Here is a 24078-nt window from a genome sequence, read left to right as displayed (position 1 = left end):
AACACATTAGCACCCAGCAGGCCGTGAAATTCGCGGCCCAGAATAAGGGTGAGCCGCGATGTCCATGAGAGCCTTGAAGTTGAACGTTCGTACCACTCTGTGTTTTGGTGTGGTGTGTCTTCTGCTGTTAGTACAAGGAGCAATGACGCTTATAAAAGTCGATAAGGTTTATTCTTCGACCGTTGAAATCGAAAACAACTGGCTCCCCAGTATTCGCCTGGGCGGTGAGATAGATGTGGCTTTTTACAAACTGCGTCTTGATCTACGTCGTTTTGCCATGGAAGCCACGCGTCAAGACCCCGCTTCGCTTGAGAAGCTCAAAAGTGTTCGCGCGCAAGCGCTCGAAGTTGCCGAGCGCTATGCGCCGTTAGTGTCGAGCCCCGAGGAACAAGCCAAGTACAACGAGGCATTGAGCGGGATAAAGAACTACATCCAGAAAACGGATGAGTTCCTCGCACAAGCCTCCAGCCTTTCCGCCGAGCAGGCGGCCACCTATTTGCGTGAGGTTAACGGACCGATTGCACTTGATGTGCAGCGTGCCATCGGCGAACTGATCGCGTTGAACGCGCGGGGCTCCGCCGAGGCGGTACAGGTCGCGTCCAGCGAGTATCAAGGAGCGCGTTTGTTTACCTGGATCTTGATGGTCGGCTCGTTACTGGTCGCCGTCGTGGTCGCTCGTCTGTTTGCCCGCAGCATCATTAAACCGGTGCACGAATTGTTGGTGTCGACCGGCAAAATTGCCGATGGGGATTTGCGTGTGGCCATTGCCATCAATGGCAATGATGAGCTGACCGAATTGCAACGGTCTACCGCGTCCATGCAGATGAACCTGAAAAGCACCCTGCAGAATATTTCGGAGGCGTCTGGACAACTGGCTTCGGCGGCGGAGGAGATGAGTTCGATCACCCGCGAGTCCAGTGCAGGTATTGAACGCCAAAGCATGGAGACGGATCAGGCGGCCACGGCGGTTAACGAGATGACGGCGGCGGTGGAAGAGGTGGCCAGGAATGCGATCTCGGCTTCCCAATCGACGCAGGATTCCCAGCGTTCGGCCAAAATCGGCCAGGAGCGCGTGACGCAAACCATCGCGTCCATCGAGAAGCTCAGCGCCACGGTGCAGCAGACTGGCGTGGAAGTCGAAGGGTTGGCCAAGCAGGCTCAGGATATTGCGCGGGTGGTTGAGGTGATTCGCTCCATTGCCGAGCAAACCAACCTGCTGGCCTTGAACGCCGCTATTGAAGCCGCCAGGGCCGGGGAACAGGGGCGAGGCTTTGCGGTGGTGGCCGACGAAGTTCGGGCGCTGGCCCACAGGACGCAAACCTCGACCCAGGAAATCGAGCACATGATTGCGAAAATCCAGACCTGCTCCAGCGACGCGGTGTCCTCTATGGCGCTGAACCGCAACGACGCAGTGGACTCGCTGAAAATCGCCCATGAAGCCGGTGTGGCCTTGACGCAAATCACTGAGGCCATTGCAGATATCAATGACCGCAACCTGTTGATCGCCACGGCATCCGAGGAGCAGGCCCACGTTGCCCGCTCGGTGGACCAGAACCTGATCAGCATTCGGGATCTGTCCATCCAGAGTTCTTCCGCCGCTGGGCAAACCTCCATCGCCAGTCATGAGCTTTCCAAGCTGGCGGTCGACCTCAAGCAAATCGTTGCCAAGTTCTCCGTCAGTTGAGTAACGGCATGCGTCCTCAACGTGCGCTCCGGCTGGAGCGCGCTCAGAGCTGATTGAGCGGAATCTTGCGGTACATCACCCCATGCTCTTCGGGCGGCGGCATATGCCCCGCCCGCACATTCACCTGGATCGCCGGCAGCAACAGCGTCGGCATCCCCAGCCCGGCATCGCGCTGGGTGCGTTCAAACTGCCGATAGGGAAGACTTCATCCGGGGCGAACAAGTGGTCGAACTGCGAACCGTCGACGCGATCTTTCGGCATGTTGTTCAGGGCCGGTCGTACACCCTAAGTGCCGGGCCTGTAACCGGGCCCGTCTTACACCGAACTTGCCGGGCACCCGTGGCCCACCCAAAGCACCCGCAAACCAGGGCCAAGGCAGCGTAGGCCGTGGCCTGGCAGCTTCCGATAATCGCCTCCGACATCACGTCAACGTTGCGGAGCGCACCATGCATAACAATAAGAATCTCCCCTTGCGTCTGTTACCTGTGTTTCTCGTTGGCCTGGGCCTGAGCCCACTCGCCAACGCCGAAATCATGTTGTACGACAAAGACGAAACCACCTTCTCCACCGATGGCTACATCAACGCCTTCTACGTCAACAGCAAAGTTGACCGCGCCGGTGACCAATACGACCGCCGCCAGGCCCGGGTGAAGATGGGCTTTTTGCCCAACTACCTGGGCTTCAACATGACCAAGCAGGCCGACGACCTCAAACTCGGCGCCCGTGCCTCGTTCTGGGTGACCATCAACGACAGCCAGACCAACGGCACCGACACCGCCATCGATGTGCGCCAGTTCTACGGCACCGTGGCCAACCCGGAGTGGGGCGAAGTGCTGATCGGCAAGGACTTCGGCCTCTTCGCCCGTTCCAATATCCTGCTCGATGAATTGCTGGCGGGCTACGGCCAGGTCAGCGACAGCCTCGGCCTGGTCGATGGCGGCGGGGTTTCGTTCGGCAATATCGGCAGCGGCTATCCGTACCCGTTCCCGACCTCGCAGATCACCTACCGCACCCCGGTGATGGACGGCTTGCGTGTTGCCGTCGGCATCCTCGACCCGGTCGACACCAACGACAGCAGCGCCCAAGGCAAGGCCTACCAGAAGAACCCGCGCACCGAGAGCGAGATCACCTACCAGTTCGACGTGGGCGGGGCGAAGATCTACAGCTGGCTCAACGGCAGCTACCAGACCTCGGACAACACCGACGCCAATGTCGACAGCGTCACCTCCAAGGGCCTGGGCTACGGCGTGCAGGCGAAAATGGGCGGCCTGTCCCTGACCGGCTCGGGCTTCCAGGCCAAGGGCATCAACCCGTTTTTCACCAACAATGCCGGCAAAGCGACCCTGCGCAATGTCGACAGCAACGGCTACCTGCTGCAAGGCTCCTACAAGTTGGGCAAGAACCGCCTGGCGCTGTCGTATGGCAAGACCAAGGACGACGGCAACGGCGTGGTGGGCAGCGGCGCGGATTATGACACCCGCGGCATTGCGCTGTTTCACGACGTGAACGACAACCTCAAGCTGGTCGCCGAATACAACCAGTTCCAGATCAAGGGGCATGAGACCAGCGCCCAAAATGAAGACACCGACACCTTCGCCGTCGGTGCCGTACTCACCTGGTAAGACCTGAAACGCAATCCAAGTGTGGGAGGGGGCTTGGGTGTTGTTTACACCCTGTACCTTCCTCTGCTGAGTGGCCAATGCATTGAAGACCTGGCCTGGTCTTCAAGTGGTACGCGGTCAAAATGTGGGAGGGGGCTTGCTCCCGATGGCGGTGTTGAAGCCACATCATCAGTGACTGATCCACCGCCATCGGGAGCAAGCCCCCTCCCACATTGGATTACCTGCACCCTGAGCGTCTAATCCCATCGCATCCCCCCACCCAGTACCCAAGTAGCATAGGTTCCGCCCCCCCAGCCTTCGTACACTCATGCATCAGAGCGGAGAGTCGACGATGCACAACCATGAAGGCGTAGTCAGTGCCATGTCCCTGGCCACCGATGCCGAGCAGGCCGCCGAAGAATTGGCCGAGCAACTGCTGCATCCGTACCTGGGCTTCGTGCTGTTTTTCTGCTCGGCCACCTACGACCTGCAGGCGCTCGGCCAAGCCCTGCAACGTTGTTTCGGCAATGTGCGCCTCGTCGGTTGCACCAGCGCCGGCGAGATCACGCCCCAAGGCTACGGCCGCAATTGCGTGACGGCGATGGGCTTCAACCACGCGCATTTTTCGATTGCCACCGAACTGATCGACCAGGTGGAACACTTCAGCCTGATCGACGCCCAGCACATGGTCGAACGCCTGGTGGGCGGCTGTCGCAGCAACACCCTGGCGCCGATCAAGGGCAACACCTTTGCCCTGACCTTGCTCGACGGCCTGTCCAGCCGTGAAGAAATGGTGCTCGCGGCCCTCAGCGCGGCGCTCGGCGATATCCCGCATTTCGGCGGCTCGGCCGGCGACGACAATTACCTCACGCACACCCACGTGTATTTCAACGGCGTGTTCCACAGCGGCGCGGCCGTGGTGGTGCTGGTCAATACCTGGCTGGACTTCGAAGTGTTCACCACCCACCACATTCTGCCGCGTGCGGAAAAACTCGTGGTGACCGGCGCCGACAGCCCGTCACGGCGGGTATTCGAGCTCAACGCCGAGCCCGCCGCCGAGGAGTATGCGCGGCATATCGGCGTGGCCGTAGCCGACCTTGACCACCGCGTCTTCGCCGCGCACCCACTGGCGGTGCGCATCCACGACCAGTACTACGTCAGGGCGATCCAGCAGGTGCATGACGACCTGAGCCTGAGTTTCTACTGCGCCGTGGAAAACGGCATCGTCCTCACGGTGATGAAACCCGGCCCGATCCTGCCGAACCTGCAAACCCTGTTCGACGGCCTGCAATCGCGCCTCGGCGAGTTGCTGTTGACCATTGGCTGCGACTGCTTCCTGCGCCGCCTGGAGCTGGAAGACAGCGGCACCCTCGAGCAGATCGGGAGCTACTTGCGCGACCAGCGGGTGATGGGGTTCAACACCTACGGAGAACAGTTCAATGGCATGCACATCAACCAGACCTTCACCGGCGTCGCCATTGCCCGAGGACGCGCCCCTGGATCGCAATGAGCTGTTGGCCGAACTGGCGCGGCTGCGCCTGGATAATCACAAACTGACACGGATCAACGCGGCGCTGATCGAGCGCATCGAGTCCGGGGTGACCCAGGGCAACGACCCCTACACCACGTTCCAGCACTCGGTGGTGCTGGCCGAACAAGTGCGCGAGCGCACCGACGCGCTGAACCAGGCAATGGCCGAACTGCGCGCCAGCAACCACTTGCTGATCAACGCCCGGCTGCGCGCCGAAACCCTGCGCCGTGAACAGGCTGCGGCGCAAAAAGCCCAGGAGAGCGAGCGCTGGATTCGCCTGATCACCGACCATGTGCCGGCCCTGATCGGCTACCTCAATGCCGACTTGGTGTATGAATTCACCAACAAGGTCTATGAGGAATGGTACTGCTGGCCGCGGGGCATGATGCTCGGCCAGAGCCTGCGCGAAGTCCACAGCGAAGAGCACTGTCAGCGCCTGGATGCCTACGTCGCGCAGGCGCTGGCGGGGGAGAGCGTGACCTTCGAATTCGCCGAAACCAACATCAACAACCAGGAGCGCTACATGCTGCGCTCCTACGTGCCCAACCGCCTGGCCAGTGGCGAAGTGGTGGGGATCTTTGTGCTGATCCGCGACATCACCGAGCGCCGGCGCACCGCCGAGGCCTTGCACCAGGCTTATCAAAACCTGGAACTGCGCGTCGCCCAGCGCACCTCGGAACTGACCGCGCTGAACGACCAGTTGCTGCGCGAAATCGACGAACGCCGCCGCGTGGAATCGCGCCTGCGCGAAGCCAAACTCGAAGCCGAGCAGGCCAACCTGTCGAAAACCAAATTCCTTGCTGCCGTCAGCCATGACCTGTTGCAACCGTTGAACGCCGCGCGGCTGTTTACCGGCGCCTTGCTCGAACGCCGCGAACCCCAGGCCAATGAGGCCCTGGTACGCAACGTGAGCAACTCGCTGGAAGACGTGGAAAACCTGTTGGGCACGCTGGTCGATATTTCCAAGCTGGATGCCGGGGTGATCAAAGCCGATATCGCCCCGTTCGCCCTCAGCGAACTGCTCGACAACCTGGCCGTCGAGTTCACCCAACTGGCGCGCAGCGAAGGCCTGGAGTTGCACTTCATCGGCTGTTCGGCGTTGGTGCGCAGCGATATCCAGCTGCTGGCGCGGATTCTGCGCAACCTGCTGAGCAATGCCATTCGCTACACCTATTCGGGGCGCGTGGTGCTGGGCTGTCGACGCCAGCACCAGCGCTTGTCGATCCAGGTCTGGGACAGCGGCATGGGCATCGCCGAGGATCGCCTGGAGGAGATTTTCCAGGAGTTCAAGCGCGGCGATGTGCAGCGGCGCGACCAGGATCGCGGGCTGGGCCTGGGCCTGGCCATCGTGGAAAAAATCGCCGGTATTCTCGGCCACCGCATCACCGTCAAGTCGTGGCCGGGCAAGGGCTCGATGTTCGCGGTGGACGTGCCCTTGAGCGCCACCGCGCCCAAATCGCTGCCCCAGCCGTGCATGAGCGAACCGATGCTGGAACGCCTGCAAGGCGCCCGGGTGTGGGTGCTGGATAACGACGCAGCGATCTGCGCGGGAATGCGCACCTTGCTGGAAGGGTGGGGCTGCCGGGTGGTCACCGCCTTGTCGGAACAAGACCTGGCGCGGCAGGTGGACAACTACCACGCCGAGGCCGATCTGTTGATTGCCGACTACCACCTGGACGATGAGCAGAACGGCGTCGACGCCGTGGCGCGCATCAACGCCCGACGCGCCAGCCCGATCCCGGCGATGATGATCACCGCCAACTACAGCAACGAGCTGAAACTGCAGATCCGCGAGCTGGGGCACACCTTGATGCACAAGCCGGTGCGGCCGATGAAACTCAAGACCGCGATGAGCCACCTCTTAGGCAAGTGACCACCGAACGCTCCTCAAACAGCGATCAAACAGAGATCCAGAGAACCAGAGATCCAGAGATCAAATGGAGATCCAATGTGGGAGGGGGCTTGCCCCCGATAGCTGACTACCAGTCACTGCACCTATAACTGATCCACCGCTATCGGGAGCAAGCCCCCTCCCACACAAGCCCCATCCAAGCCCCCTCCCACAAGGGTTCTATGTCGTTTCTGGACGATCAGCGGCGCAAGTAAGAACCAAAATCAATATCCCCGGCACTGAGAATCGCCTGCACCCGATTATGCACATTCAACTTACGCAAAATCGCCGACACATGCGCCTTTACCGTGGTTTCAGCGATCTCCAGAGTGTAGGCAATCTGCTTGTTCGACTCGCCCTTGGTCATCCGCTCCAACACCAGCAACTGCTTACGGGTCAACGCCTGCAGCAATTCGGGGGCGAAACCGGGGTTTTCGTTCAGGCGCCGATGGGTGCCGGGTTTCTGGGTGCGGATGATGTCCGGTGGCAGGTACACATTGCCGTTGAGAATCTGCTGGATCGCCTCGGTCATTTGCAGGCGCGGCGACGACTTGGTGATAAAACCGACGGCGCCATAAGTGATGGCCTGCAGCACGATCTGTTTATCTTGCTCGGCGGACACGATCACCACCGGGATGGTCGGCGATTCGTTGCGCAGGTTGATCAGGCCATTGAGGCCGTGCATGCCGGGCATGTTCAGGTCGAGCAGGATCAGGTCGAGGTCGTCGTGTTCCTGGGTCAGCGCCAGGGCGCTCTCCAGGTCGGCGGTCTCCATCACTTCGCTGCCGGGGAAACCGTCGCTGATGACGTTATGCATCGCTTCGCGAAACAGTGGGTGATCATCGGCAATCAGGATTTTGTACATGGCCGTTCACCTTTCTTATTGTGGTTATTCAAATGGCTCGGGTTGGGCGACCGACACCGGCAGCTTCGCCGCTTCCCAGGCATCCAGACCATCGCGATACCAATACACAGAGGTATAGCCCAGGTTGGCGGCACGTTTTACCGCGTTCCAACTCAGCCAGCAATCGGCGCGGCAATAGAACACCAATGGTCGCGCAAGGTTGCCGCCGCTGTAGGCGTACACATGGCGCACGAAATAACTTTGCCACTCCGGTGTGAGGTCGCCGTCGCCGGTGTTCGCTAGCCAACGGCTGCCGGGCAGGTTGGCGTGGGGCTGGTCTTCGATGAAGCGGCCTTGCAGCCATTGGCGGCGGTACACATCGATCAGTACCGGGGCTGGGGTCTGGGTCAGCAGGGCTTGCAGGGCAGGGGTGTCGATGATCGTCGCGCCCTGCACGTGATCGGGTGTGGGGCTGCGGTACAGGCTGATGCGATAGCCATCGGCGGAAAATAAGGCGGTATCGGCCTGTACGTTGGCGGCAAACAGGCACAGCAGCGCCAACAAGGGCAGTCGGGCAGGCAGCATGGCAGGGCGATCCTTATCGTTATGCGCCCATTACACGTGAGTCCCGAGCCCTTGGGAATGCGACGATAGACATGAAAACCAGTACTAAAGTAGTAGTTTTTGCCGCCTTCAGCCTTTTTTGCGCAACGCCGCATGCTGTGGGTTGAAGGTGAGCACCGCCAACAGTGCGAACAGCACGGTCAAACCCAGGCAAACCGCGAGGGCCAGGCCGGCGAAGCGTTCATACAGGGCAAAGCGCACCAACTCCACGGCGTGGGTGAAGGGGTTGATTGCGCACAGCCAATACAGCCACTCGCTGGAGTCGCGCATCTTCCACAACGGGTACAGCGCCGACGACATGAAAAACAGCGGGAAGATCACGAAATTCATCACCCCGGCAAAGTTCTCCAGTTGGCGAATCGCGTTCGACAGCAGCAGGCCCAAGGCGCTCAACATCAAGGCCACCAGCAGCAACGCCGGCAGGGCGATCAACAGCCCCATCGCCGGTGGTTGCACGCCGTAGACCCAGGCAATCGCCAGGAACCCGTACACCTGCAACAGCGAAATCAACGCGGTGGCGAGCAACTTGCTGCACAGCAAAAACGTGCGCGGCAGCGGGCTGGTCAGCAACACGCGCATGCTGCCCATCTCGCGGTCGTAGACCATCGACAGCGAACCCTGCATGCCGTTGAACAGCAGGATCATGCAGGCCAGCCCCGGGATGATGTAGACCTCGTAGGGGATGTAGGTGTCGTAGGGTTCGATCACCGAGATACCCAGCGCGGCGCGGAACCCAGCGGCGAACACCAGCAGCCACAACAGCGGGCGCACCAGGGCGCTGAGAAACCGCGTGCGCTGCAACACAAAGCGCAGCCACTCGCGCAGGACGATGCCGCGCAAACATTGCCAGTAAGCATTCATGCCGGGGCTCCCGTCGAAGTGGCGCGGGTCAGGCGCGCGAACACGCTGCCGAGGTCGCCGCCCTGTTCCAGGATCAGCGCATCGACTTGCCCGCTGGCCACCAAGCGGCCCTGGTGCAGGATCATCAACGCATCGTCGGGTTGCACTTCATCGAGCAGATGGGTGGTCCACAGCACGCTGATGCCTTGCTCAAGGCACAGGTTGCGCACGTGCTGGTTCAGCGCCAGGCGGCTGGCGGGGTCGAGGCCGACGCTGGCTTCATCCAACAACAGCAAGCGCGGTTCATGCAGCAATGCCCGGGCGATTTCCACGCGGCGCCGGTGCCCGCCGTTGAGCTCGCGGACTTTTTCGCGGCGCCGCTCGGTGAGGGCCTGGCGCGCCAGCTCGGCGGCGACGCGCACGTCGGTCTGGCGCCGCGACAAACCGTGTAGCGCGGCGTGATAGCGCAGGTTCTGTTCGACGCTCAAATCCAGGTCCAGGGTGCTTTGCTGGAACACCACCCCCAATTGCGTGAGGGCCGCGCGCGGTGCGTCGCGCAGGGAATGGCCGCCCACGCGGATGTCGCCGCTTTGCAGGTCGTACAAGCGCGTGAGCAGGGCGATCAAGGTCGACTTGCCGGCACCGTTGGGCCCCAGCAACGCGGCAAAGCGCCCCGGTGCCAGGCTGAAACTCACCTCGTGCAAGGCCTGGCGCGCGCCATAGGCGAAGCTCAGGTCGCGCACCTCCAGGGCATTCATGGCGTGACCACCACGCCCCACGGATAACGCCCGACCTTCACCGACTTGATCACCTTGAGGCTGTCCACATCGATCACTGACACATCGCCGCTGACGCCATTGGTGGCCAGCAACTGTTTTTCGTCCGGGGTAAATGCCATCTGCCACACGCGGCGGCCCACCAACAGGTAGTCGAGGATCTCGAAGGTCTTGGCGTCGATCACTGCCACATGGTTGGCCGGGCCCAGGGCGACAAAGCCGTACTTGCCGTCGGCGCTGAGCTTGATCCCCACCGGCTGTACCTTGTCTGGGTGGACGCCCTTGATCTTGAAGGTCAGGGTCTTGAGGACCGCGCGGCTGGCCACATCGAGAATGGTCACGGTGCCGCCGATCTCCGCCGAGGCCCACAGTTGCGAACCATCGTGGTTGAACTCGACGAAGCGCGGGCGCTGGTCCACCAGGGTGCTGTCGACCAGGGTCTGGGTGCTGGTGTCGATCCAGTGCAGCATGTTCGTGGTTTCGCTGGTGTTCACTGCCCACTTGCCGTCCGGGCTTACGGCCATGCCTTCGGGCTCGACGCCGACGTTGATCTGGCCGAGTACCTTGGAGGTCTCGGTGTCGATCACCGTGACCAGTGCATCGTCTTCGTTAGACACATACAGCCAGCGGTCGTTGGGGTGCAGGGCGAACTGCTCGGGGTCTTTGCCGGAGGGCAGTTCCTTGATGATCTTGCGCGTGGCCACGTCCATCACCTGCACGCGGTCCGAGTCGCTGGCGCAGATGTACAGCAGCTTTTTGTCATGGGACAGCAGCAGGCCCCGTGGGCGCTGGCCGACCTTGAGCGTGTCGGTGACTTGCAGGGTCTGCATGTCGATCAGGCTCAGGCTGTTGTCTTTCTCGTTGGAGACCCAGGCGGTGCTGGCCACGGCGTGCCCGGCGGCAAGCAGCAGGGCGCATGAGAGCAGGGTGCGGCGCATGGCAGATTCCTTATTATTGTGTGAGCGATCAGGGGAAGCGGCAGGTCACCTCGGGCTTGTCATAGCCCAGGCTGTCCATTTCATTGAAAGGGTGCAGGAAACCGTCCTGGGGCGAGGTGCTGACCAGGGCGCGCGGTTGCACGATGGGGATCGGTTGGCGCAGTTCGCCGTTCCAGGGGCGGTAGCTGAGCTTGCGGCCCTTGAAACCGTCCAGCGGCAGTTGCTCGCTGATTTCCAGTTGGCGGATGGTCATGGGATCGACCTGGCGCAGCTTGCTCACCGCACTGGCGACGCTGCGCACGGCCATCCAGGCGGCGAAGTCGCGGTCGTTCATCCAGCGCCCGGCCAGGGCCTCGAAGCGTTTTTGCAATTGCGCGGCGCCGTAGGTCTCGACGGTTTTGTGCCAGCCGGTGGGCGTCAGGCCTTGCGTGCCGGCGACGGGGCGCGGGTACCAGGTCTGGTAGGGCACGTACTCGCCGAAGTCACCGCGCTCGTCCGCCACCAGCACCACGTCGTATTCGGCGGTCTGGGTGAACAGCGGCATGTCCGCCTGGGCGCTGCGGCGTTGGTCGTTATCGAAGCGCCAGGCTTTCTCCGCCACCAGTTTCACCCCGAAGCGCTTGGCGGCGCGGCGCAGGGCGGCGGCGTAGGCCTGGTCATCCTCGGTGGGGCCGACGATCAGCAACGCCTTCTGCCATTTGCGCACCACCAGAAATTGCGCCAGGGCATCGGCGAGCATGGCCCGGCTCGGCAGTGTATGCAGCACGTTGCCCAGGCAATCGGTGCTGCGCAGGCTGTCATCGGGGCTGCCGGCGTTGAACAGCAGGCTGTCGGGCAAGGCCGCGCTGAGCTGGCGCAGGCTGGCGGCGGGGGCGTTGACCACGAACAGGCGCAGGCCTTGGGCGTGCTGGGCCTGGGCGGCGGCGAGCAGGGCGTCGGGGCTGTCCGCCGTGGCGACGGTCAGGCTGTAGCGCTGGTTGAGAAAGGCGCCGGTGCTATTGCTGTCGATGATCGCCAGCTCCGCGCCACGCTGCCCGGCATCCGCGGGCTCGGGAATCACATTCGACAGTAGCGGCCCCGGATCAGGTCGATAGCCCAGGTAGCCGATCTGCACCGCCAGCGGTGCCTCGGCGGCCTGGCTGGCGGTGGCCACCCCGGCGGCGCAGGCAATCGCCAGCAGGTAGAGCACGGCGTAGGGGGCGAGCTGGCGCATAAGGCACTCCATGTCAGGTTGCGCCAGCATAGGAACCCTTGAGGCCGCTGCAAATATGCAGAAAGTACCGCTGAGGCAGTACCAAGGTAGTAGCCCCGCGCACGGGGTGCGGTCTTAGCATGGGGCACAACCCTCGCGCAGACTCGGGAGATGACTGCTCATGCAAATCCTCAAAGCCTTGCTGTTACCGTTCCTGCTGATCGTCAGCCTGATTGGCGTCGACAAGCTGCACGCGCCACTGCAAGCGTTGAGCGTGCCCGCCCGCGTGGCGCACTAGGCATGTCGGCACTGTGGCGCATCAACCTGTGGGTGTGCGGTTTCTTCGCCCTCGTCACCTGCGCCTGCACCGCGCTGTTGTTGCACCAGGCCTTGACGGATGTGGAGCGTGAGCTGCAATCGGCCGAAGCGGTGGTGCATTACTTGAGCGAAACCGCCGAGCGCGACCCGGCCAGCCTGCAACCGCGCCTCACGGCCAGCCTGCGGCATGTGCGCGTGCATTGGCTGGCCCCCGACGAGACCTTGCAAGCGCCGCTGCCGGACGGCCTGGACGCCTGGCTCGGGCGCCTGTTGTTCGCCGAGGCACGGCGCAGCGCCCAGGTGATGGACTTGCCGGATGGGCGGCGCGTGTCGATTGTGGTCGACCCGCGTGATGAGATCGACGAAGTCTGGGACTCCCTGCAACAACTGGCGAGTCTGTGCGCCCTGGCGCTGGCACTGAGCCTGTTGACCATCCGCTGGGCGGTACGCCGTGGCATGGGCGTACTTGACGAACTGCTGCACGCCCTGCAACAGGTCTGCGCCGGCCAGCTCAATGTGCGCCTGCGCAGCGCCGGTTCGCCGGAAGCGCGGCAACTGGCGCTGCATTTCAATCGCATGACCGATGCTTTGGAGCAGGCGCACACCGACAACACCCAACTGACCCAAACCCTGATGGCGGTGCAAGAGCAGGAGCGCAACCACCTGGCCCAGACCCTGCACGATGACCTCGGCCAATACCTGGCCGGTATTCGCGCCCAGGCCTGCCTGTTACGCCTGGTCACCGACCAACCGCAGTTGCTGGCGCGCACGGTGGGGCAACTGGAAGATCACTGCGACCACCTGCAGCAAGGCTTTCGTGCGCTGGTCCACGACCTGTACCCGGTGGCCCTGCAACACCTGCCGCTGGCCGAGGCGTTCTCGATGCTGGTGACGCAGTGGCAGGCCAGCCATGGCATCGATTGCCGGCTGCGGGTCAGTGCGGACCTGCCGGCGTTGTCCGGGGCCAGCAAGACCCATCTCTATCGCCTGCTGCAGGAAGCCCTGACCAACATCGTGCGGCATGCCGACGCCAGCCAAGTGCGTATACGTCTGCAACATCGCGGTTCGCGTCTGCGCCTGTGGGTGCGCGATAACGGGCGTGGTGCGCAAACGCCGCAGCGCCCCGGCGTCGGTCTGTATTCGATGTACGAGCGCGCACGCTGCCTGGGCGGCGACCTGAAAATCCTCAGCCACCCCGGCGCCGGTTGGGCGCTGGCGTTGAACATGCCATTGGAGGCCTGATGAATATTCTGTTGGTGGATGACCATGCGGTGGTGCGCCAGGGCTATGCCAGCCTGTTGCGTGCGCTATTGCCGGCGATTGAAGTGCGCGAGGCGGCCAGCGGCGAAGAGGCGCTGAGCCGGGTCCAGGAAGCGGTGCCGCACTTGGTGATCATGGACTTCGGCCTGCCCGGTATCAGCGGCCTGGAAACCACGCGCCGCCTGCGCCAGCGCCTGCCGCAACTGCGTGTGCTGTTCTTCAGCATGCACGACGAACTGCCGCTGGTGCGCCAAGCCCTGGAGGCCGGCGCGGCGGGCTACCTGACCAAAAGCTCGGCGCCCGAGGTGTTGATCGAAGCGGTGCGGCGCATCCTCGACGGCCACGCCTACATCGAGCAGGCCCTGGCCACCGAGCTGGCCTACACGCCAAGCGATCAACGCTTGCAGGGCATGACGCCGCGTGAGCTGGAAATTTTCCTGATGCTGGCCAGGGGCACGCCCACACGGACCATTGCCGAACAACTGAATATCAGCAGCAAGACCGTGTCCAACCACCTGACCTTGCTCAAGAGCAAGCTGCAGGTGAGTTCCCATGCCGAACTGGTCCACTTGGGCATCGACATGGGCGTGGTGAGAGTAGCGGGCTGACAATTTTCTCTCTGTTTCACACCATTCAAATGTGGGAGGGGGCTTGCCCCCGATAGCGGTGGATCAGTCATGCATGTATTGGCTGACACACTGCTATCGGGGGCAAGTCGAATCGTCGCACCGCCCCTCCCACATTTTGAATCGCGGTGCTCTAACGGTCCCAGGTGGTAGGGCAGTCCTTGCAGCCTTCCATATTGGCATCCTGAAAGTTCGCATAGTGCTGGCGGCTGCCCGTGAGGGTGGCCTGTTCCAGGTTGCTCTCACCGAACTTGGCCTCTTGCAAATTAGCATCGCTCAGATCCGCCCCTTGCAGGTCGGCCTTGCTCAGCCAGGTCATTTCCAGATCCGCCGCACGCAGGTTGGCCTTGCGCATTTTTGCCCCGGACAGTCGGGCGAATTGCAGGTAGGCCGCGCTCAGGTTGGCGTTTTCAAACTGCGCGCCCTGGGCGAACAGGCCCCAACCTTGGATCGCCATCAGCGTGGCGCCGGTGAAGTCGGCCAGGCGCAGGTTGCTTTGTTGCAGGCTGGCGCGGGTCAGGTTGGCTCCTTGCAGTTGGGCTTTTTCCAGGTTGGCCAGGTCGAGGTTGGCGTGGCGCAAGTCCGCATCGCGCAGGTCGGCGCCGGCCAGGTTTATTTTGGCGAGGTTCTGGTTGCTCAGGTTGGCGCCCTTGAGGTTGGCGCCGGGGCATTGGCTGTGTTCGGCGATGGTGCAACCGTTGATGACCAGCGGGGCGTCGTCGCCGTCGTCGGCGTGGGCCACGGGCAGCGTTAGCATCAGTAACAGGGGCAGATATTTCATCACGATACCTCGAGAGTGGCGCGGTTCCTGTGGCGAGGGAGCTTGCTCCCGCTCGGCTGCGCAGCAGTCGTAAAGCCTGAACGCACGGTGTCACTGAAGGAATGCCGGGGCCGCTTCGCAGCCCAACGGGACGGTTCGACGCCTCGACAAGCTCCCTCGCCACGAAGGCGACCCCGTAAACCTGAATGCTCGATGTTGCTGAAGGAATGCCGGGGCCGCTTCGCAGCCCAACGGGACGGTTCGACAAGCTCCCTCACCACGAAGGCGACCCGGCATCCTCGCAGGGGTTACTTCTGCGCGGTCTTGTTATCCCAACTCGGGATCTTGAACACCCAGAACGACCCACCCTGTGCCACCGGCTTGGTCAGCTCGGCCATGTCGCCGCCCCACAACGGCACCGCGCCGCCATAGCCGACGGTGACGCCGATGTACTGTTCGCCATCCTGTTCCCAGGTGATCGGCGGCGAGACGATGCCGCTGCCGGTCTGGAACTTCCACAGCTCCTTGCCGGTTTTCGCGTCGAAGGCCTTGAAGAAACCGTCGCCGGTGCCGGTGAACACCAGGTTGCCCTTGGTCGCCAGCACGCCGGCCCACAGTGGCAGGGATTCCTTGTGCTCCCACACCACCTTGCCGGTGGTCGGGTTCATCGCGCGCAGGGTGCCGACGTGGTCGTCATACATGCGCTTGATGCGGAACCCCATGCCCAGGTACGCCGAGCCTTTCTTGTAGTTGACCTCTTCGGTCCAGTATTCCTCTTTCCACTGGTTGCCCGGGATGTAGAACAGGCCGGTGTCCTGGCTGTAGGCCATGGGGTTCCAGTTCTTGCCGCCGAGGAACGGCGGCGAGACTTCCACCGACTTGCCCTTGGTTTCACCCGGCAACGGCTTGGCCGGACGCTGGCCTGGGTTTTCCACCGGACGGCCGGTTTTCAGGTCGATATGGCTGGCCCAGGTGATGTTGTCGACGAACGGGAAGGCGTTCTGCAGCTTGCCGTTGTTGCGGTCGACCACGTAGAAGAAACCGTTGCGGTCGGCGTGGCCGGTGGCCTTGACCACTTTGCCGTCCTTGTCCTTGTAGTCGAACAGCACCAGCTCGTTGTTGCCGGAGAAGTCCCAGGCATCGTTCGGGGTGTGCTGGTAGAACCATTTCACTTCGCCGGTGCTCGGGTCGACGCCGACCTGGCCCGAGGTGTAGAGGCTGTCGAAGTCGTGCGGGTTGCCGTCCTTGGCGGTGCGCGCCCAGGTATTCCACGGGCCGGGGTTGCCGGCGCCGACGATGATGGTGTTGGTCTCGGCATCGAAGCTCGCGCTCTGCCAAGGCGCGCCGCCGCCGTGGCTCCAGGCCTCGACTTTGCCGGTTTCGGTGGTCGGGTCATCCGGCCACGACGGGGCTTTCACGTCGCCGGTTGGGGTGCTGTCCTTGCCATTCAGGCGGCCCATGTGGCCTTCGACGAACGGGCGCATCCACACTTCTTCGCCGGTGTCCGGGTCGCGCGCATACAACTGGCCGACCACGCCGAACTCATCGCCGGAGCTGCCGTGGATCAGCAGCACCTTGCCGCTGACTTTATCTTTGATCAGCACCGGGGCGCCGGTCATGGTGTAGCCGGCGGCGTGGTCGCCGAATTTCTTGTTCCACACCACTTTGCCGGTGTTCTTGTCGAGGGCGATCAGGCGCGCGTCGAGGGTGCCGAAGTAGATTTTATCGCCGAAGATCGCCGCACCGCGGTTGACCACGTCACAGCACGGGCGGATGTTCTCGGGCAGGCGGTGGTTGTAGGTCCACAGGCGCTTGCCGGTCTTCGCGTCGAGGGCGAACACGCGGGAGTAGGAGCCGGTGACGTAGACCACGCCGTCGCTGACGATGGCCTGGGATTCCTGGCCGCGCTGCTTTTCGTCACCGAATGAGTAGGACCAGGCCGGGGTGAGTTTGAACACATTCTTGTCGTTGACCTGGGCCAACGGGCTCCAGCGCTGGGCGTTGGTGCCCATGCCGTATTGCAGCACGTCCTTGGTGGTCAGGTGGTCGTTGGCGATGTCTTCCCAGGTGACGTTGCGGGTCGGCTTGGTGGCAGGTTCAGCGGCGGCGAAGCTGGCCGCACTCAAGGACAGGCTGCCGACCAGCAGGAAGGCCTGCACAGCTAAGCTCAAAGGGGTGAGCCTCAGCGGTGAGAGGGCGGGTAGCGATCTTGTTCTTGTCATGGTTGCAGTTCCCAGTGGAGGTTTTGGCCTGCACAGGGTGGAGCGCCAAGGTGCTGGGCGGATACGGAAAAAGTCCCGCTGTTGCCGGGAAGACTTCCCGGCGCGCCGCTGTTTTAGGCGTGCCCCACAAGCCCTACTACCAAGGGAGGATAAGCCGGCCACCAAAGCAGCATACGGCCCATGCCCCAGGGTTCCTAAGATGGTCGCCATAACCTCTGCAATGAGGTTTTGCGTGCAATCCTGAGGGCAAAAATAATGACAACAAAACTCAATGCCTTGCTCGTCGCCGGGCTGTTGGCCGGTGTGATCGGTGCAGGTCCAGCCTGGGCCCACGGCAACGTGGTCCCGCAAGCAGTGGAAACCAAGGGCCTGACCTCGGTCAAAGACGCCGGCGTGGCGGTCGATGAGGACGGCTGGGCGGCGGTGAACCCCTATCGCACGTCGCCTGAACACGATCGGGCCCTGGAAATCGGTTCGTCCGCCTACAATCAGAACTGCGCCGCCTGCCACGGCCTGGAAGCCAAGTCTGGCGGCATCGCCCCCGACTTGCGCTTGCTGGATGTGGGCGAGGCCGGTGATGAGTGGTTTGTGCAGCGCGTGCGTCACGGCGCGGTGCGCGACGGTCGGGTGTATATGCCGAAAATGGCCGATTACCTGAGCCAGGAAGCCTTGTGGGCGGTACGTACCTACCTGGACAGCGTTCACGTCGAGGAGTAAGCCATGCGCCTGTTCGCTTATGTGCTCGGCCTGGCCCTGCTGTGTTGCCAGACGGCACAGGCGCAGGTGCGCAGCTATGACCAGATGATCGCCGCCGGTGAGCTGAAAGTGGCGGTGTACAGAGACTTTGCCCCCTACAGTTTCGAAGACGGTGCCACCCCGCGCGGGGTCGACGTGGAGCTGGCCCAGGCCCTGGCCAAGGCGCTGGGGGTGCAGCTCAAATTGATCTGGGCGCCGGCCGGGGAAAAACTCGACGACGACCTGCGCGACTACATCTGGCGCGGCAGCCAGTTGCATAACCAGCAACTGGCCGACTTGATGATGCGCGCACCCTACGACCATGATTACGCGCAAAGGCGTAACGATCAGGGTGAACTGGAAAACGGCCACGTGGTGATGTTCGGGCCTTACCAGAACGAACAATGGCAGGTGGCCTACGACCGCCGGCGCCTGGACAAGGTCGCCAGCGTGGCGGTGTTTGAGGAGCACCCGATCGGCGTCGAAGTCGACAGCGTGCCGTCGTTCTACCTGACCTCGGTGTTCAACGGCATGCTCGCCCGCCAGACCCATCACTACCCCGGCGTACCTCAGGCGTTTGCGGCGATGAAGGCCGGTGAAGTCGACGCGGTGATGGCGATGCGCGGCGAGATCGACTGGCAGGTGCATGAGGCGCACGATCCGCAATTGGCCCTGGCGCAAAACGCTTACCCGAGCATGGGTCGGCAGCGCTGGGAGATCGGCATGGCGGTACACGAGAGCAATCGCCAGTTGGCCTACGCGGTGGAAGAGGCGCTGGAAGGCCTGATCCGCGACGGCTCGCTGCAAACCATCTACAGCCATTACGGCCTGCAGTACGAAGTGCCCGAAATGTACCAATAGGAGCAGGCGATGAACTGGCGACTGAACTGCATGTTGGCCTGCTGGTTGCCGTTGGCGGCCCACGCCGCGGCGGTCGAACCGGGCCCGGACCCGGTGCCGTCGGTGATGTGGGCGTTCTACCACAAGCAGTTGCTGGCCGATGCGCCGTTCGTGTTCGACGAGCGGGTCAAGCTGCTGGCGCCGCCGTTCGCCGAAGATGCGCGGCAGGTGCCGCTGGAAATCGATGCGCGGGCATTCAAGGGCCATGTGGTGAAGATCCTCGCCTGGGCCGAGCTCAACCCGTTGCCCAGGATTGTCGATTTTCAGCCCAAGGCCGGGGTGTTGCCCTGGCTGTCGATCCGTATCCGCATCGAACAGGCCACGCCCCTGCGTGCGGCGGTGCTCACCGATGACGGGCTGTGGCACGTCGGCTCGACCCTGATCGACGCTGCCGGCGGCGGTTGCACCGCGCCCAGCGTGGTCCGCACCCAGCCGGGTTGGGAAGAGCATATCGGTGAAGTCCTCGGCGGGCGTTACCCACGCGGTGAATTCAGCCGGGTGCGCGTGCAGGTGGCGCACCCGATGGATAACGGCATGGTCAGCGGCATCCCCGAGTTTTATCTCAACCACGCGCAACTGCGTGGCCAGGACGGTCAGGTGCTGGCCGAGCTGGAGCTGTTCCCGGCGGTCAGCGAAAACCCCAACCTGGCCTTTGACATCGACGCACCCGGGCCGACGCGCCTGGTGCTGCGCGACAACAGCGGCAATGAATTCGACGCAGCCATCCCCTGACCAGAAGGAGCGCGGCATGCGCTGGATTCTATTGTTGTGCCTGAGCCTGAGCCTGCCCGCGCTGGCAGACCTCGACTACGCCCTCAAGCCACGGCTGATCGCCGACGACACCTGGCTGCTGGAAGGCAGTACCGACAATTTTGCCAAGGACAACGGCGGCAACATCGTCAATACCGCGTTCATCGTCACCGAGGCCGGTGTGGTGGTGATCGACACCGGGCCGTCGCGGCGCTACGGCGAAGCCCTGCGCCAGGCCATCGCCAGCGTCACCGCCAAACCGGTGATCCAGGTGCTGCTGACCCACCACCACCCCGACCATGCGCTGGGCAACCAGGCCTTCAAGGACGTGCCCATCGGCGCCCTGGCCGGCACCACGCGCCTGCTGCATGAGCAGGGCAATAGCATGGCGGAAAACCTCTACCGCATGGTCGGCGACTGGATGCGCGGCACCGAAGTGCAATTGCCCACGCAAGTGCTCGAACCCGGCGTGCTCAGCGTTGGCCGCCACGACCTGCGCCTGCTCGCGCTGACCGGCCACACCTGCGCCGACCTGGCCATCCTCGACCAGAGCACCGGTGTGCTGTTTGCCGGCGACCTGGTGTTCTACCAACGTGCCCTCACCACCCCCAACAGCCCCGGGCTGGCGGCGTGGCTGGCGGACATCGACACCCTGCAGGCGTTGGCCTGGACCCTGGTCGTGCCCGGTCATGGCCCGGTGGCCAACGATGCGCAGCCGTTCGCGCAGATGCGCGACTACCTCACCTGGCTCGACCAACTGCTGCGCGACGGCGCCGCCCAGGGCACCGACATGGCCGAGATGATCCGCAGCCCCATCCCCGAGCGCTTCGCCGCGATCAACCTGAGCCGCTATGAACTGATCCGCAGCGTCAGCCACCTGTACCCGCGTTACGAGCGCGAGCAGATGCAGCGCGTCGATTCCGCCCGCTGACAGGCCCGACCCGCTACTAAGGAACTAGCAATCTCGATACTGCGGTCAATTGTGACAACCGCCCCTGCGCCCAAGAATCTGTACCAGACCGGGAAAATTTCCCGGGTATAACAAAAAACCGCAGAGGTAGCCGTCATGACCCAACCCGCACGCCGCCAACCCTTCGCCTTGAGTGTGTTGCTCGGTGCCATTCTGTTATCCGGCCAGGCCATGGCCGCCGTGACCGACCAGGACATCCTCCAGGACCCGAAAAACCCCGGGCAGATCGTCACCAACGGCCTGGGCGTGCAGGGCCAGCGCTACAGCCCGCTCGATACCCTGAACGTGGACAACGTCAAGGACCTGCGCCCGGTTTGGGCATTCTCCTTTGGCGGCGAGAAGCAGCGCGGCCAGCAGGCGCAGCCGATGATCAAGGACGGGGTGATGTACCTCACCGGTTCCTATTCGCGGGTGTTTGCGGTGGACGCGCGCACCGGCAAGAAGCTCTGGCAGTACGATGCGCGTCTGCCCGATGACATCCGCCCGTGCTGTGACGTGATCAACCGGGGCGTGGCGCTGTACGGCGACCTGGTGTTCTTCGGCACCCTCGACGCCAAGCTGGTGGCCCTGAACAAAGACACCGGCAAAGTGGTGTGGAGCAAAAAAGTCGCCGACCACAAAGAAGGCTACTCGATCAGCGCCGCGCCTCTGGTGATCAACGGCAAGCTGATTACCGGTGTGGCCGGTGGCGAATTCGGCGTGGTAGGCAAGATCGAAGCCTACGACCCGAAAAACGGTGACCTGTTGTGGACCCGTCCGACTGTCGAAGGTCACATGGGTTACGTCTACAAGGACGGTAAGGCCGTGGAAAACGGTATTTCAGGTGGCGAGGCAGGCAAGACCTGGCCTGGCGACTTGTGGAAAACCGGCGGCGCGGCGCCGTGGCTCGGCGGCTACTACGACCCGGAAACCAACCTGCTGCTGTTCGGCACCGGCAACCCGGCACCGTGGAACTCCCACCTGCGCCCTGGCGACAACCTCTACTCGTCCTCGCGTCTGGCATTGAACCCGGATGACGGCACCATCAAGTGGCACTTCCAGACCACGCCTCATGACGGCTGGGACTACGACGGCGTGAACGAGCTCGTCTCCTTCAACTACACCGAAGGCGGCAAAGAGATCAAAGCGGCGGCCACCGCCGACCGTAACGGCTTCTTCTACGTGCTCGACCGCACCAACGGCAAGTTCATCCGTGGCTTCCCGTTTGTCGACAAAATCACCTGGGCCACCGGCCTGGATAAAAATGGCCGGCCGATCTACAACGACGCCAGCCGCCCCGGTGCGCCCGGCAGCGAAGCCAAGGGCACGTCGGTGTTCGTTGCGCCGGCGTTCCTCGGCGCGAAAAACTGGATGCCGATGGCCTATAACCGCGACACCGGGTTGTTCTACGTGCCGTCCAACGAATGGGGCATGGACATGTGGAACGAAGGCATCACCTACAAAAAAGGTGCGGCGTTCCTCGGTGCGGGCTTCACCATCAAGCCGCTGAACGAAGACTACATCGGCGTGCTGCGCGCCATCGACCCGGTCTCCGGTAAGGAAGTCTGGCGCCACAAGAACTACGCGCCGCTGTGGGGCGGGGTACTGACGACCAAGGGCAACCTGGTGTTCACCGGTACGCCGGAAGGCTTCCTGCAGGCCTTCAACGCCAAGACCGGCGAGAAGGTCTGGGAATTCCAGACCGGCTCCGGCGTACTCGGCTCGCCTGTGACCTGGGAAATGGACGGCGAACAGTACGTCTCGGTGCTCTCCGGCTGGGGCGGCGCGGTGCCGTTGTGGGGCGGTGAAGTGGCCAAGCGTATCAAGGACTTCAACCAGGGCGGCATGCTCTGGACCTTCAAACTGCCCAAAGACCTGGTCGGCAAACGCTGAATCTACGACCAAATGACAAGAATCCCCCTGCCAACGGCGCATTCGCCCGGCAGCGGGGCCTCTTTACTATCGGGTTATCGCCTGTTGACCGACAGGCCCGGACCCAGACAGAGGCTTCAACATGATCTACGCACAACCTGGCACCCCAGGCGCCATCGTCAGCTTCAAGCCGCGCTACGGTAACTTCATCGGCGGCGAATTCGTCGCGCCAGTCAGCGGTGAATACTTCACCAACACTTCGCCGGTGACCGGTGAAGTCATCGCCGAATTCCCGCGTTCCAACGCGGCGGACATCGACAAGGCCCTCGACGCGGCCCACGCCGCCGCCGACGCCTGGGGCAAGACTTCGGTCCAGGATCGCGCCCTGGTGCTGCTGAAAATCGCCGACCGTATCGAGCAGAACCTCGAAGTCCTGGCCGTCACCGAAAGCTGGGACAACGGCAAAGCCGTGCGCGAAACCCTCAACGCCGACGTGCCGTTGGCCGCCGACCACTTCCGTTACTTCGCCGGTTGCATCCGTGCCCAGGAAGGCGGCGCCGCCGAAATCAACGAACACACCGCCGCTTACCACTTCCATGAGCCATTGGGCGTGGTCGGGCAGATCATTCCGTGGAACTTCCCGTTGCTGATGGCCGCCTGGAAACTTGCCCCGGCCCTGGCCGCCGGTAACTGCATCGTGCTCAAGCCGGCCGAGCAGACGCCGCTGTCGATCATGGTATTTGCCGAACTGATCAATGACCTGCTGCCACCGGGCGTGCTGAACATCGTGCAGGGCTTTGGCCGTGAAGCCGGTGAGGCGCTGGCCACCAGCAAGCGCATCGCCAAGATCGCCTTTACCGGCTCCACGCCAATCGGCGCGCATATCATGCATTGCGCGGCCGAGAACATCATTCCGTCGACCGTTGAACTGGGCGGCAAGTCGCCGAACATCTTCTTCGAAGACATCATGAGTGCCGAGCCACAGTTCATCGAAAAAGCCGCCGAAGGCCTGGTACTGGCGTTCTTCAACCAGGGCGAAGTGTGTACCTGCCCATCGCGTGCGCTGGTGCAGGAGTCGATCTACGACGACTTCATGAAAGTGGTGATGAAAAAGATCGCCAAGATCAAGCGTGGCGACCCGCTGGATACCGAAACCATGGTCGGCGCCCAGGCGTCCGAGCAGCAATACGACAAGATCCTGTCCTACCTCAAAATCGCCCAGGAAGAGGGCGCCGAGCTGCTCACTGGCGGCGCGGCCGAGCGTTTGGAGGGTGACCTGTCTAGCGGTTACTACATCCAGCCGACCCTGCTCAAGGGTCATAACAAGATGCGCGTGTTCCAGGAAGAAATCTTCGGCCCGGTGGTGGGTATCACCACTTTCAAGGACGAAGCCGAAGCCCTGGCCATTGCCAACGACAGCGAATTCGGCCTGGGTGCCGGGCTGTGGACCCGCGACATCAACCGTGCGTACCGCATGGGCCGGGCGATCAAGGCCGGTCGAGTGTGGACCAACTGCTACCACCTGTACCCGGCGCACGCTGCGTTTGGCGGCTACAAGAAGTCGGGTGTGGGGCGTGAGAACCACAAGATGATGCTCGATCACTACCAACAGACCAAGAACCTGCTGGTGAGCTACGACATTAACCCGTTGGGCTTCTTCTAACCCCGACTTGAAATGCAATCCAATGTGGGAGGGGGCTTGCCCCCGATTGCAGTGGGTCAGTCAAGATTTATGTCACTGACCCACCGCTATCGGGGGCAAGCC

The 24078-nt window shown here is 62.8% G+C and carries 20 protein-coding genes and 1 pseudogene; 12 read left to right on the top strand and 9 right to left on the bottom strand.

Translation table 11 applies throughout. The features are described from left to right. Positions 1 to 58: 58 nt before the first annotated feature. Positions 59 to 1684 (top strand): methyl-accepting chemotaxis protein, encoded by a 1626-nt coding sequence (locus tag ACS5Q8_RS18735; protein WP_247402992.1) that lies wholly within the window; start codon positions 59 to 61, stop codon positions 1682 to 1684. Between the two features lie 43 nt (positions 1685 to 1727). Here the strand turns inward: ACS5Q8_RS18735 and ACS5Q8_RS18730 are convergent. Then, positions 1728 to 1865, bottom strand: a pseudogene (locus tag ACS5Q8_RS18730) (MBL fold metallo-hydrolase); the annotation flags it as partial. Between the two features lie 265 nt (positions 1866 to 2130). On the opposite strand from ACS5Q8_RS18730, the gene ACS5Q8_RS18725 reads away from it, so the two are divergent. The 3 genes from ACS5Q8_RS18725 (at position 2131) to ACS5Q8_RS18715 (ending at position 6689) form a co-directional block, all read left to right on the top strand. Continuing rightward, positions 2131 to 3306 (top strand): porin, encoded by a 1176-nt coding sequence (locus ACS5Q8_RS18725; RefSeq protein ID WP_276193704.1) that lies wholly within the window; start codon positions 2131 to 2133, stop codon positions 3304 to 3306. Between the two features lie 331 nt (positions 3307 to 3637). Further along, complete coding sequence (gene nosP, locus ACS5Q8_RS18720; protein ID WP_247402985.1) at positions 3638 to 4795, top strand: nitric oxide-sensing protein NosP; 1158 nt, start codon at positions 3638 to 3640, stop codon at positions 4793 to 4795. Then, entirely contained in the window at positions 4725 to 6689 is a 1965-nt protein-coding gene (locus ACS5Q8_RS18715) for a PAS domain-containing hybrid sensor histidine kinase/response regulator (protein ID WP_426103066.1), read from the top strand. Before nosP ends, ACS5Q8_RS18715 begins: the two co-directional genes overlap by 71 nt. A gap of 217 nt (positions 6690 to 6906) precedes the next feature. On the opposite strand, the gene ACS5Q8_RS18710 is transcribed toward ACS5Q8_RS18715, so the two are convergent. The 6 genes from ACS5Q8_RS18710 to ACS5Q8_RS18685 form a co-directional block, all read right to left on the bottom strand. Continuing rightward, positions 6907 to 7572 carry a response regulator transcription factor gene (locus ACS5Q8_RS18710; protein WP_247402983.1) on the bottom strand — a complete coding sequence of 222 codons (666 nt, stop codon included), beginning with the start codon at positions 7570 to 7572 and terminating at the stop codon, positions 6907 to 6909. A 24-nt stretch (positions 7573 to 7596) separates the two neighbouring features. Then, positions 7597 to 8136: a PQQ-dependent catabolism-associated CXXCW motif protein gene (locus ACS5Q8_RS18705; RefSeq protein ID WP_247402980.1), complete on the bottom strand. Its 540-nt coding sequence runs from the start codon at positions 8134 to 8136 to the stop codon at positions 7597 to 7599. A 108-nt stretch (positions 8137 to 8244) separates the two neighbouring features. Next, a complete protein-coding gene (locus ACS5Q8_RS18700) occupies positions 8245 to 9036 on the bottom strand; it encodes an ABC transporter permease (RefSeq protein ID WP_247402978.1) in 792 nt (263 codons plus the stop codon). Then, positions 9033 to 9773: an ABC transporter ATP-binding protein gene (locus ACS5Q8_RS18695; RefSeq protein WP_276193703.1), complete on the bottom strand. Its 741-nt coding sequence runs from the start codon at positions 9771 to 9773 to the stop codon at positions 9033 to 9035. The genes ACS5Q8_RS18700 and ACS5Q8_RS18695 overlap by 4 nt, the downstream gene beginning before the upstream one ends. After that, entirely contained in the window at positions 9770 to 10729 is a 960-nt protein-coding gene (locus tag ACS5Q8_RS18690) for a YVTN family beta-propeller repeat protein (RefSeq protein WP_426103062.1), read from the bottom strand. Before ACS5Q8_RS18690 ends, ACS5Q8_RS18695 begins: the two co-directional genes overlap by 4 nt. A 28-nt stretch (positions 10730 to 10757) precedes the next feature. Beyond that, entirely contained in the window at positions 10758 to 11942 is a 1185-nt protein-coding gene (locus tag ACS5Q8_RS18685; RefSeq protein WP_276193701.1) for an ABC transporter substrate-binding protein, read from the bottom strand. Between the two features lie 279 nt (positions 11943 to 12221). Here ACS5Q8_RS18685 and ACS5Q8_RS18680 point away from each other — a divergent pair, with 279 nt between their 5' ends. Together ACS5Q8_RS18680 and ACS5Q8_RS18675 are read left to right on the top strand one after the other, a co-directional pair. After that, positions 12222 to 13481 (top strand): HAMP domain-containing sensor histidine kinase, encoded by a 1260-nt coding sequence (locus tag ACS5Q8_RS18680; RefSeq protein ID WP_465159315.1) that lies wholly within the window; start codon positions 12222 to 12224, stop codon positions 13479 to 13481. After that, positions 13481 to 14107 (top strand): response regulator transcription factor, encoded by a 627-nt coding sequence (locus ACS5Q8_RS18675; RefSeq protein ID WP_463858017.1) that lies wholly within the window; start codon positions 13481 to 13483, stop codon positions 14105 to 14107. The genes ACS5Q8_RS18680 and ACS5Q8_RS18675 overlap by 1 nt, the downstream gene beginning before the upstream one ends. A gap of 151 nt (positions 14108 to 14258) precedes the next feature. On the opposite strand, the gene ACS5Q8_RS18670 is transcribed toward ACS5Q8_RS18675, so the two are convergent. Then, positions 14259 to 14906, bottom strand: coding sequence for a pentapeptide repeat-containing protein (locus tag ACS5Q8_RS18670; protein WP_465159314.1), 648 nt, complete (start codon positions 14904 to 14906; stop codon positions 14259 to 14261). A gap of 287 nt (positions 14907 to 15193) precedes the next feature. Further along, on the bottom strand, positions 15194 to 17107 hold the full coding sequence (exaA, locus tag ACS5Q8_RS18665; protein ID WP_443697429.1) for a quinoprotein ethanol dehydrogenase: 1914 nt from the start codon (positions 17105 to 17107) through the stop codon (positions 15194 to 15196). Between the two features lie 255 nt (positions 17108 to 17362). Between exaA and pedF the strand changes: the two genes are divergently transcribed. From pedF to exaC, 6 genes are all read left to right on the top strand, one after another. Continuing rightward, positions 17363 to 17824, top strand: coding sequence for a cytochrome c-550 PedF (gene pedF, locus ACS5Q8_RS18660; RefSeq protein ID WP_247406689.1), 462 nt, complete (start codon positions 17363 to 17365; stop codon positions 17822 to 17824). Positions 17825 to 17827: 3 nt separating this feature from the next. Next, the gene (locus ACS5Q8_RS18655) at positions 17828 to 18703 is read left to right on the top strand and encodes a substrate-binding periplasmic protein (protein ID WP_426103058.1); all 876 of its coding nucleotides are present in this window, start codon (positions 17828 to 17830) and stop codon (positions 18701 to 18703) included. A gap of 9 nt (positions 18704 to 18712) precedes the next feature. Then, a complete protein-coding gene (locus ACS5Q8_RS18650) occupies positions 18713 to 19474 on the top strand; it encodes a quinoprotein dehydrogenase-associated SoxYZ-like carrier (RefSeq protein WP_276193696.1) in 762 nt (253 codons plus the stop codon). A 16-nt stretch (positions 19475 to 19490) separates the two neighbouring features. Further along, the gene (locus ACS5Q8_RS18645; RefSeq protein ID WP_465159313.1) at positions 19491 to 20423 is read left to right on the top strand and encodes a quinoprotein relay system zinc metallohydrolase 1; all 933 of its coding nucleotides are present in this window, start codon (positions 19491 to 19493) and stop codon (positions 20421 to 20423) included. A gap of 135 nt (positions 20424 to 20558) precedes the next feature. Beyond that, positions 20559 to 22334 carry a PQQ-dependent methanol/ethanol family dehydrogenase gene (locus tag ACS5Q8_RS18640; RefSeq protein WP_276193694.1) on the top strand — a complete coding sequence of 592 codons (1776 nt, stop codon included), beginning with the start codon at positions 20559 to 20561 and terminating at the stop codon, positions 22332 to 22334. Between the two features lie 121 nt (positions 22335 to 22455). Beyond that, the gene (gene exaC, locus ACS5Q8_RS18635; RefSeq protein ID WP_276193693.1) at positions 22456 to 23976 is read left to right on the top strand and encodes an acetaldehyde dehydrogenase ExaC; all 1521 of its coding nucleotides are present in this window, start codon (positions 22456 to 22458) and stop codon (positions 23974 to 23976) included. Positions 23977 to 24078 lie beyond the last annotated feature (102 nt).

It is taken from the genome of Pseudomonas sp. PAMC25584, assembly GCF_058135675.1.
This window is presented reverse-complemented; position numbering and strand designations above follow the sequence as displayed.

Bases quoted from the DNA above. Each gene is read 5' to 3' on its own strand.
- ACS5Q8_RS18655 (WP_426103058.1), top strand. From the start codon at position 17,828: ATGCGCCTGTTCGCTTATGTGCTCGGCCTGGCCCTGCTGTGTTGCCAG.
- ACS5Q8_RS18705 (WP_247402980.1), bottom strand. From the start codon at position 8,136: ATGCTGCCTGCCCGACTGCCCTTGTTGGCGCTGCTGTGCCTGTTTGCC.
- nosP (WP_247402985.1), top strand. From the start codon at position 3,638: ATGCACAACCATGAAGGCGTAGTCAGTGCCATGTCCCTGGCCACCGAT.
- ACS5Q8_RS18725 (WP_276193704.1), top strand. From the start codon at position 2,131: ATGCATAACAATAAGAATCTCCCCTTGCGTCTGTTACCTGTGTTTCTC.
- exaC (WP_276193693.1), top strand. From the start codon at position 22,456: ATGATCTACGCACAACCTGGCACCCCAGGCGCCATCGTCAGCTTCAAG.
- ACS5Q8_RS18710 (WP_247402983.1), bottom strand. From the start codon at position 7,572: ATGTACAAAATCCTGATTGCCGATGATCACCCACTGTTTCGCGAAGCG.
- ACS5Q8_RS18685 (WP_276193701.1), bottom strand. From the start codon at position 11,942: ATGCGCCAGCTCGCCCCCTACGCCGTGCTCTACCTGCTGGCGATTGCC.
- ACS5Q8_RS18645 (WP_465159313.1), top strand. From the start codon at position 19,491: ATGCGCTGGATTCTATTGTTGTGCCTGAGCCTGAGCCTGCCCGCGCTG.
- ACS5Q8_RS18690 (WP_426103062.1), bottom strand. From the start codon at position 10,729: ATGCGCCGCACCCTGCTCTCATGCGCCCTGCTGCTTGCCGCCGGGCAC.
- ACS5Q8_RS18640 (WP_276193694.1), top strand. From the start codon at position 20,559: ATGACCCAACCCGCACGCCGCCAACCCTTCGCCTTGAGTGTGTTGCTC.
- ACS5Q8_RS18700 (WP_247402978.1), bottom strand. From the start codon at position 9,036: ATGAATGCTTACTGGCAATGTTTGCGCGGCATCGTCCTGCGCGAGTGG.
- ACS5Q8_RS18695 (WP_276193703.1), bottom strand. From the start codon at position 9,773: ATGAATGCCCTGGAGGTGCGCGACCTGAGCTTCGCCTATGGCGCGCGC.
- exaA (WP_443697429.1), bottom strand. From the start codon at position 17,107: ATGACAAGAACAAGATCGCTACCCGCCCTCTCACCGCTGAGGCTCACC.
- ACS5Q8_RS18670 (WP_465159314.1), bottom strand. From the start codon at position 14,906: ATGAAATATCTGCCCCTGTTACTGATGCTAACGCTGCCCGTGGCCCAC.
- ACS5Q8_RS18735 (WP_247402992.1), top strand. From the start codon at position 59: ATGTCCATGAGAGCCTTGAAGTTGAACGTTCGTACCACTCTGTGTTTT.
- ACS5Q8_RS18715 (WP_426103066.1), top strand. From the start codon at position 4,725: ATGGCATGCACATCAACCAGACCTTCACCGGCGTCGCCATTGCCCGAG.
- ACS5Q8_RS18650 (WP_276193696.1), top strand. From the start codon at position 18,713: ATGAACTGGCGACTGAACTGCATGTTGGCCTGCTGGTTGCCGTTGGCG.
- ACS5Q8_RS18680 (WP_465159315.1), top strand. From the start codon at position 12,222: ATGTCGGCACTGTGGCGCATCAACCTGTGGGTGTGCGGTTTCTTCGCC.
- ACS5Q8_RS18675 (WP_463858017.1), top strand. From the start codon at position 13,481: ATGAATATTCTGTTGGTGGATGACCATGCGGTGGTGCGCCAGGGCTAT.
- pedF (WP_247406689.1), top strand. From the start codon at position 17,363: ATGACAACAAAACTCAATGCCTTGCTCGTCGCCGGGCTGTTGGCCGGT.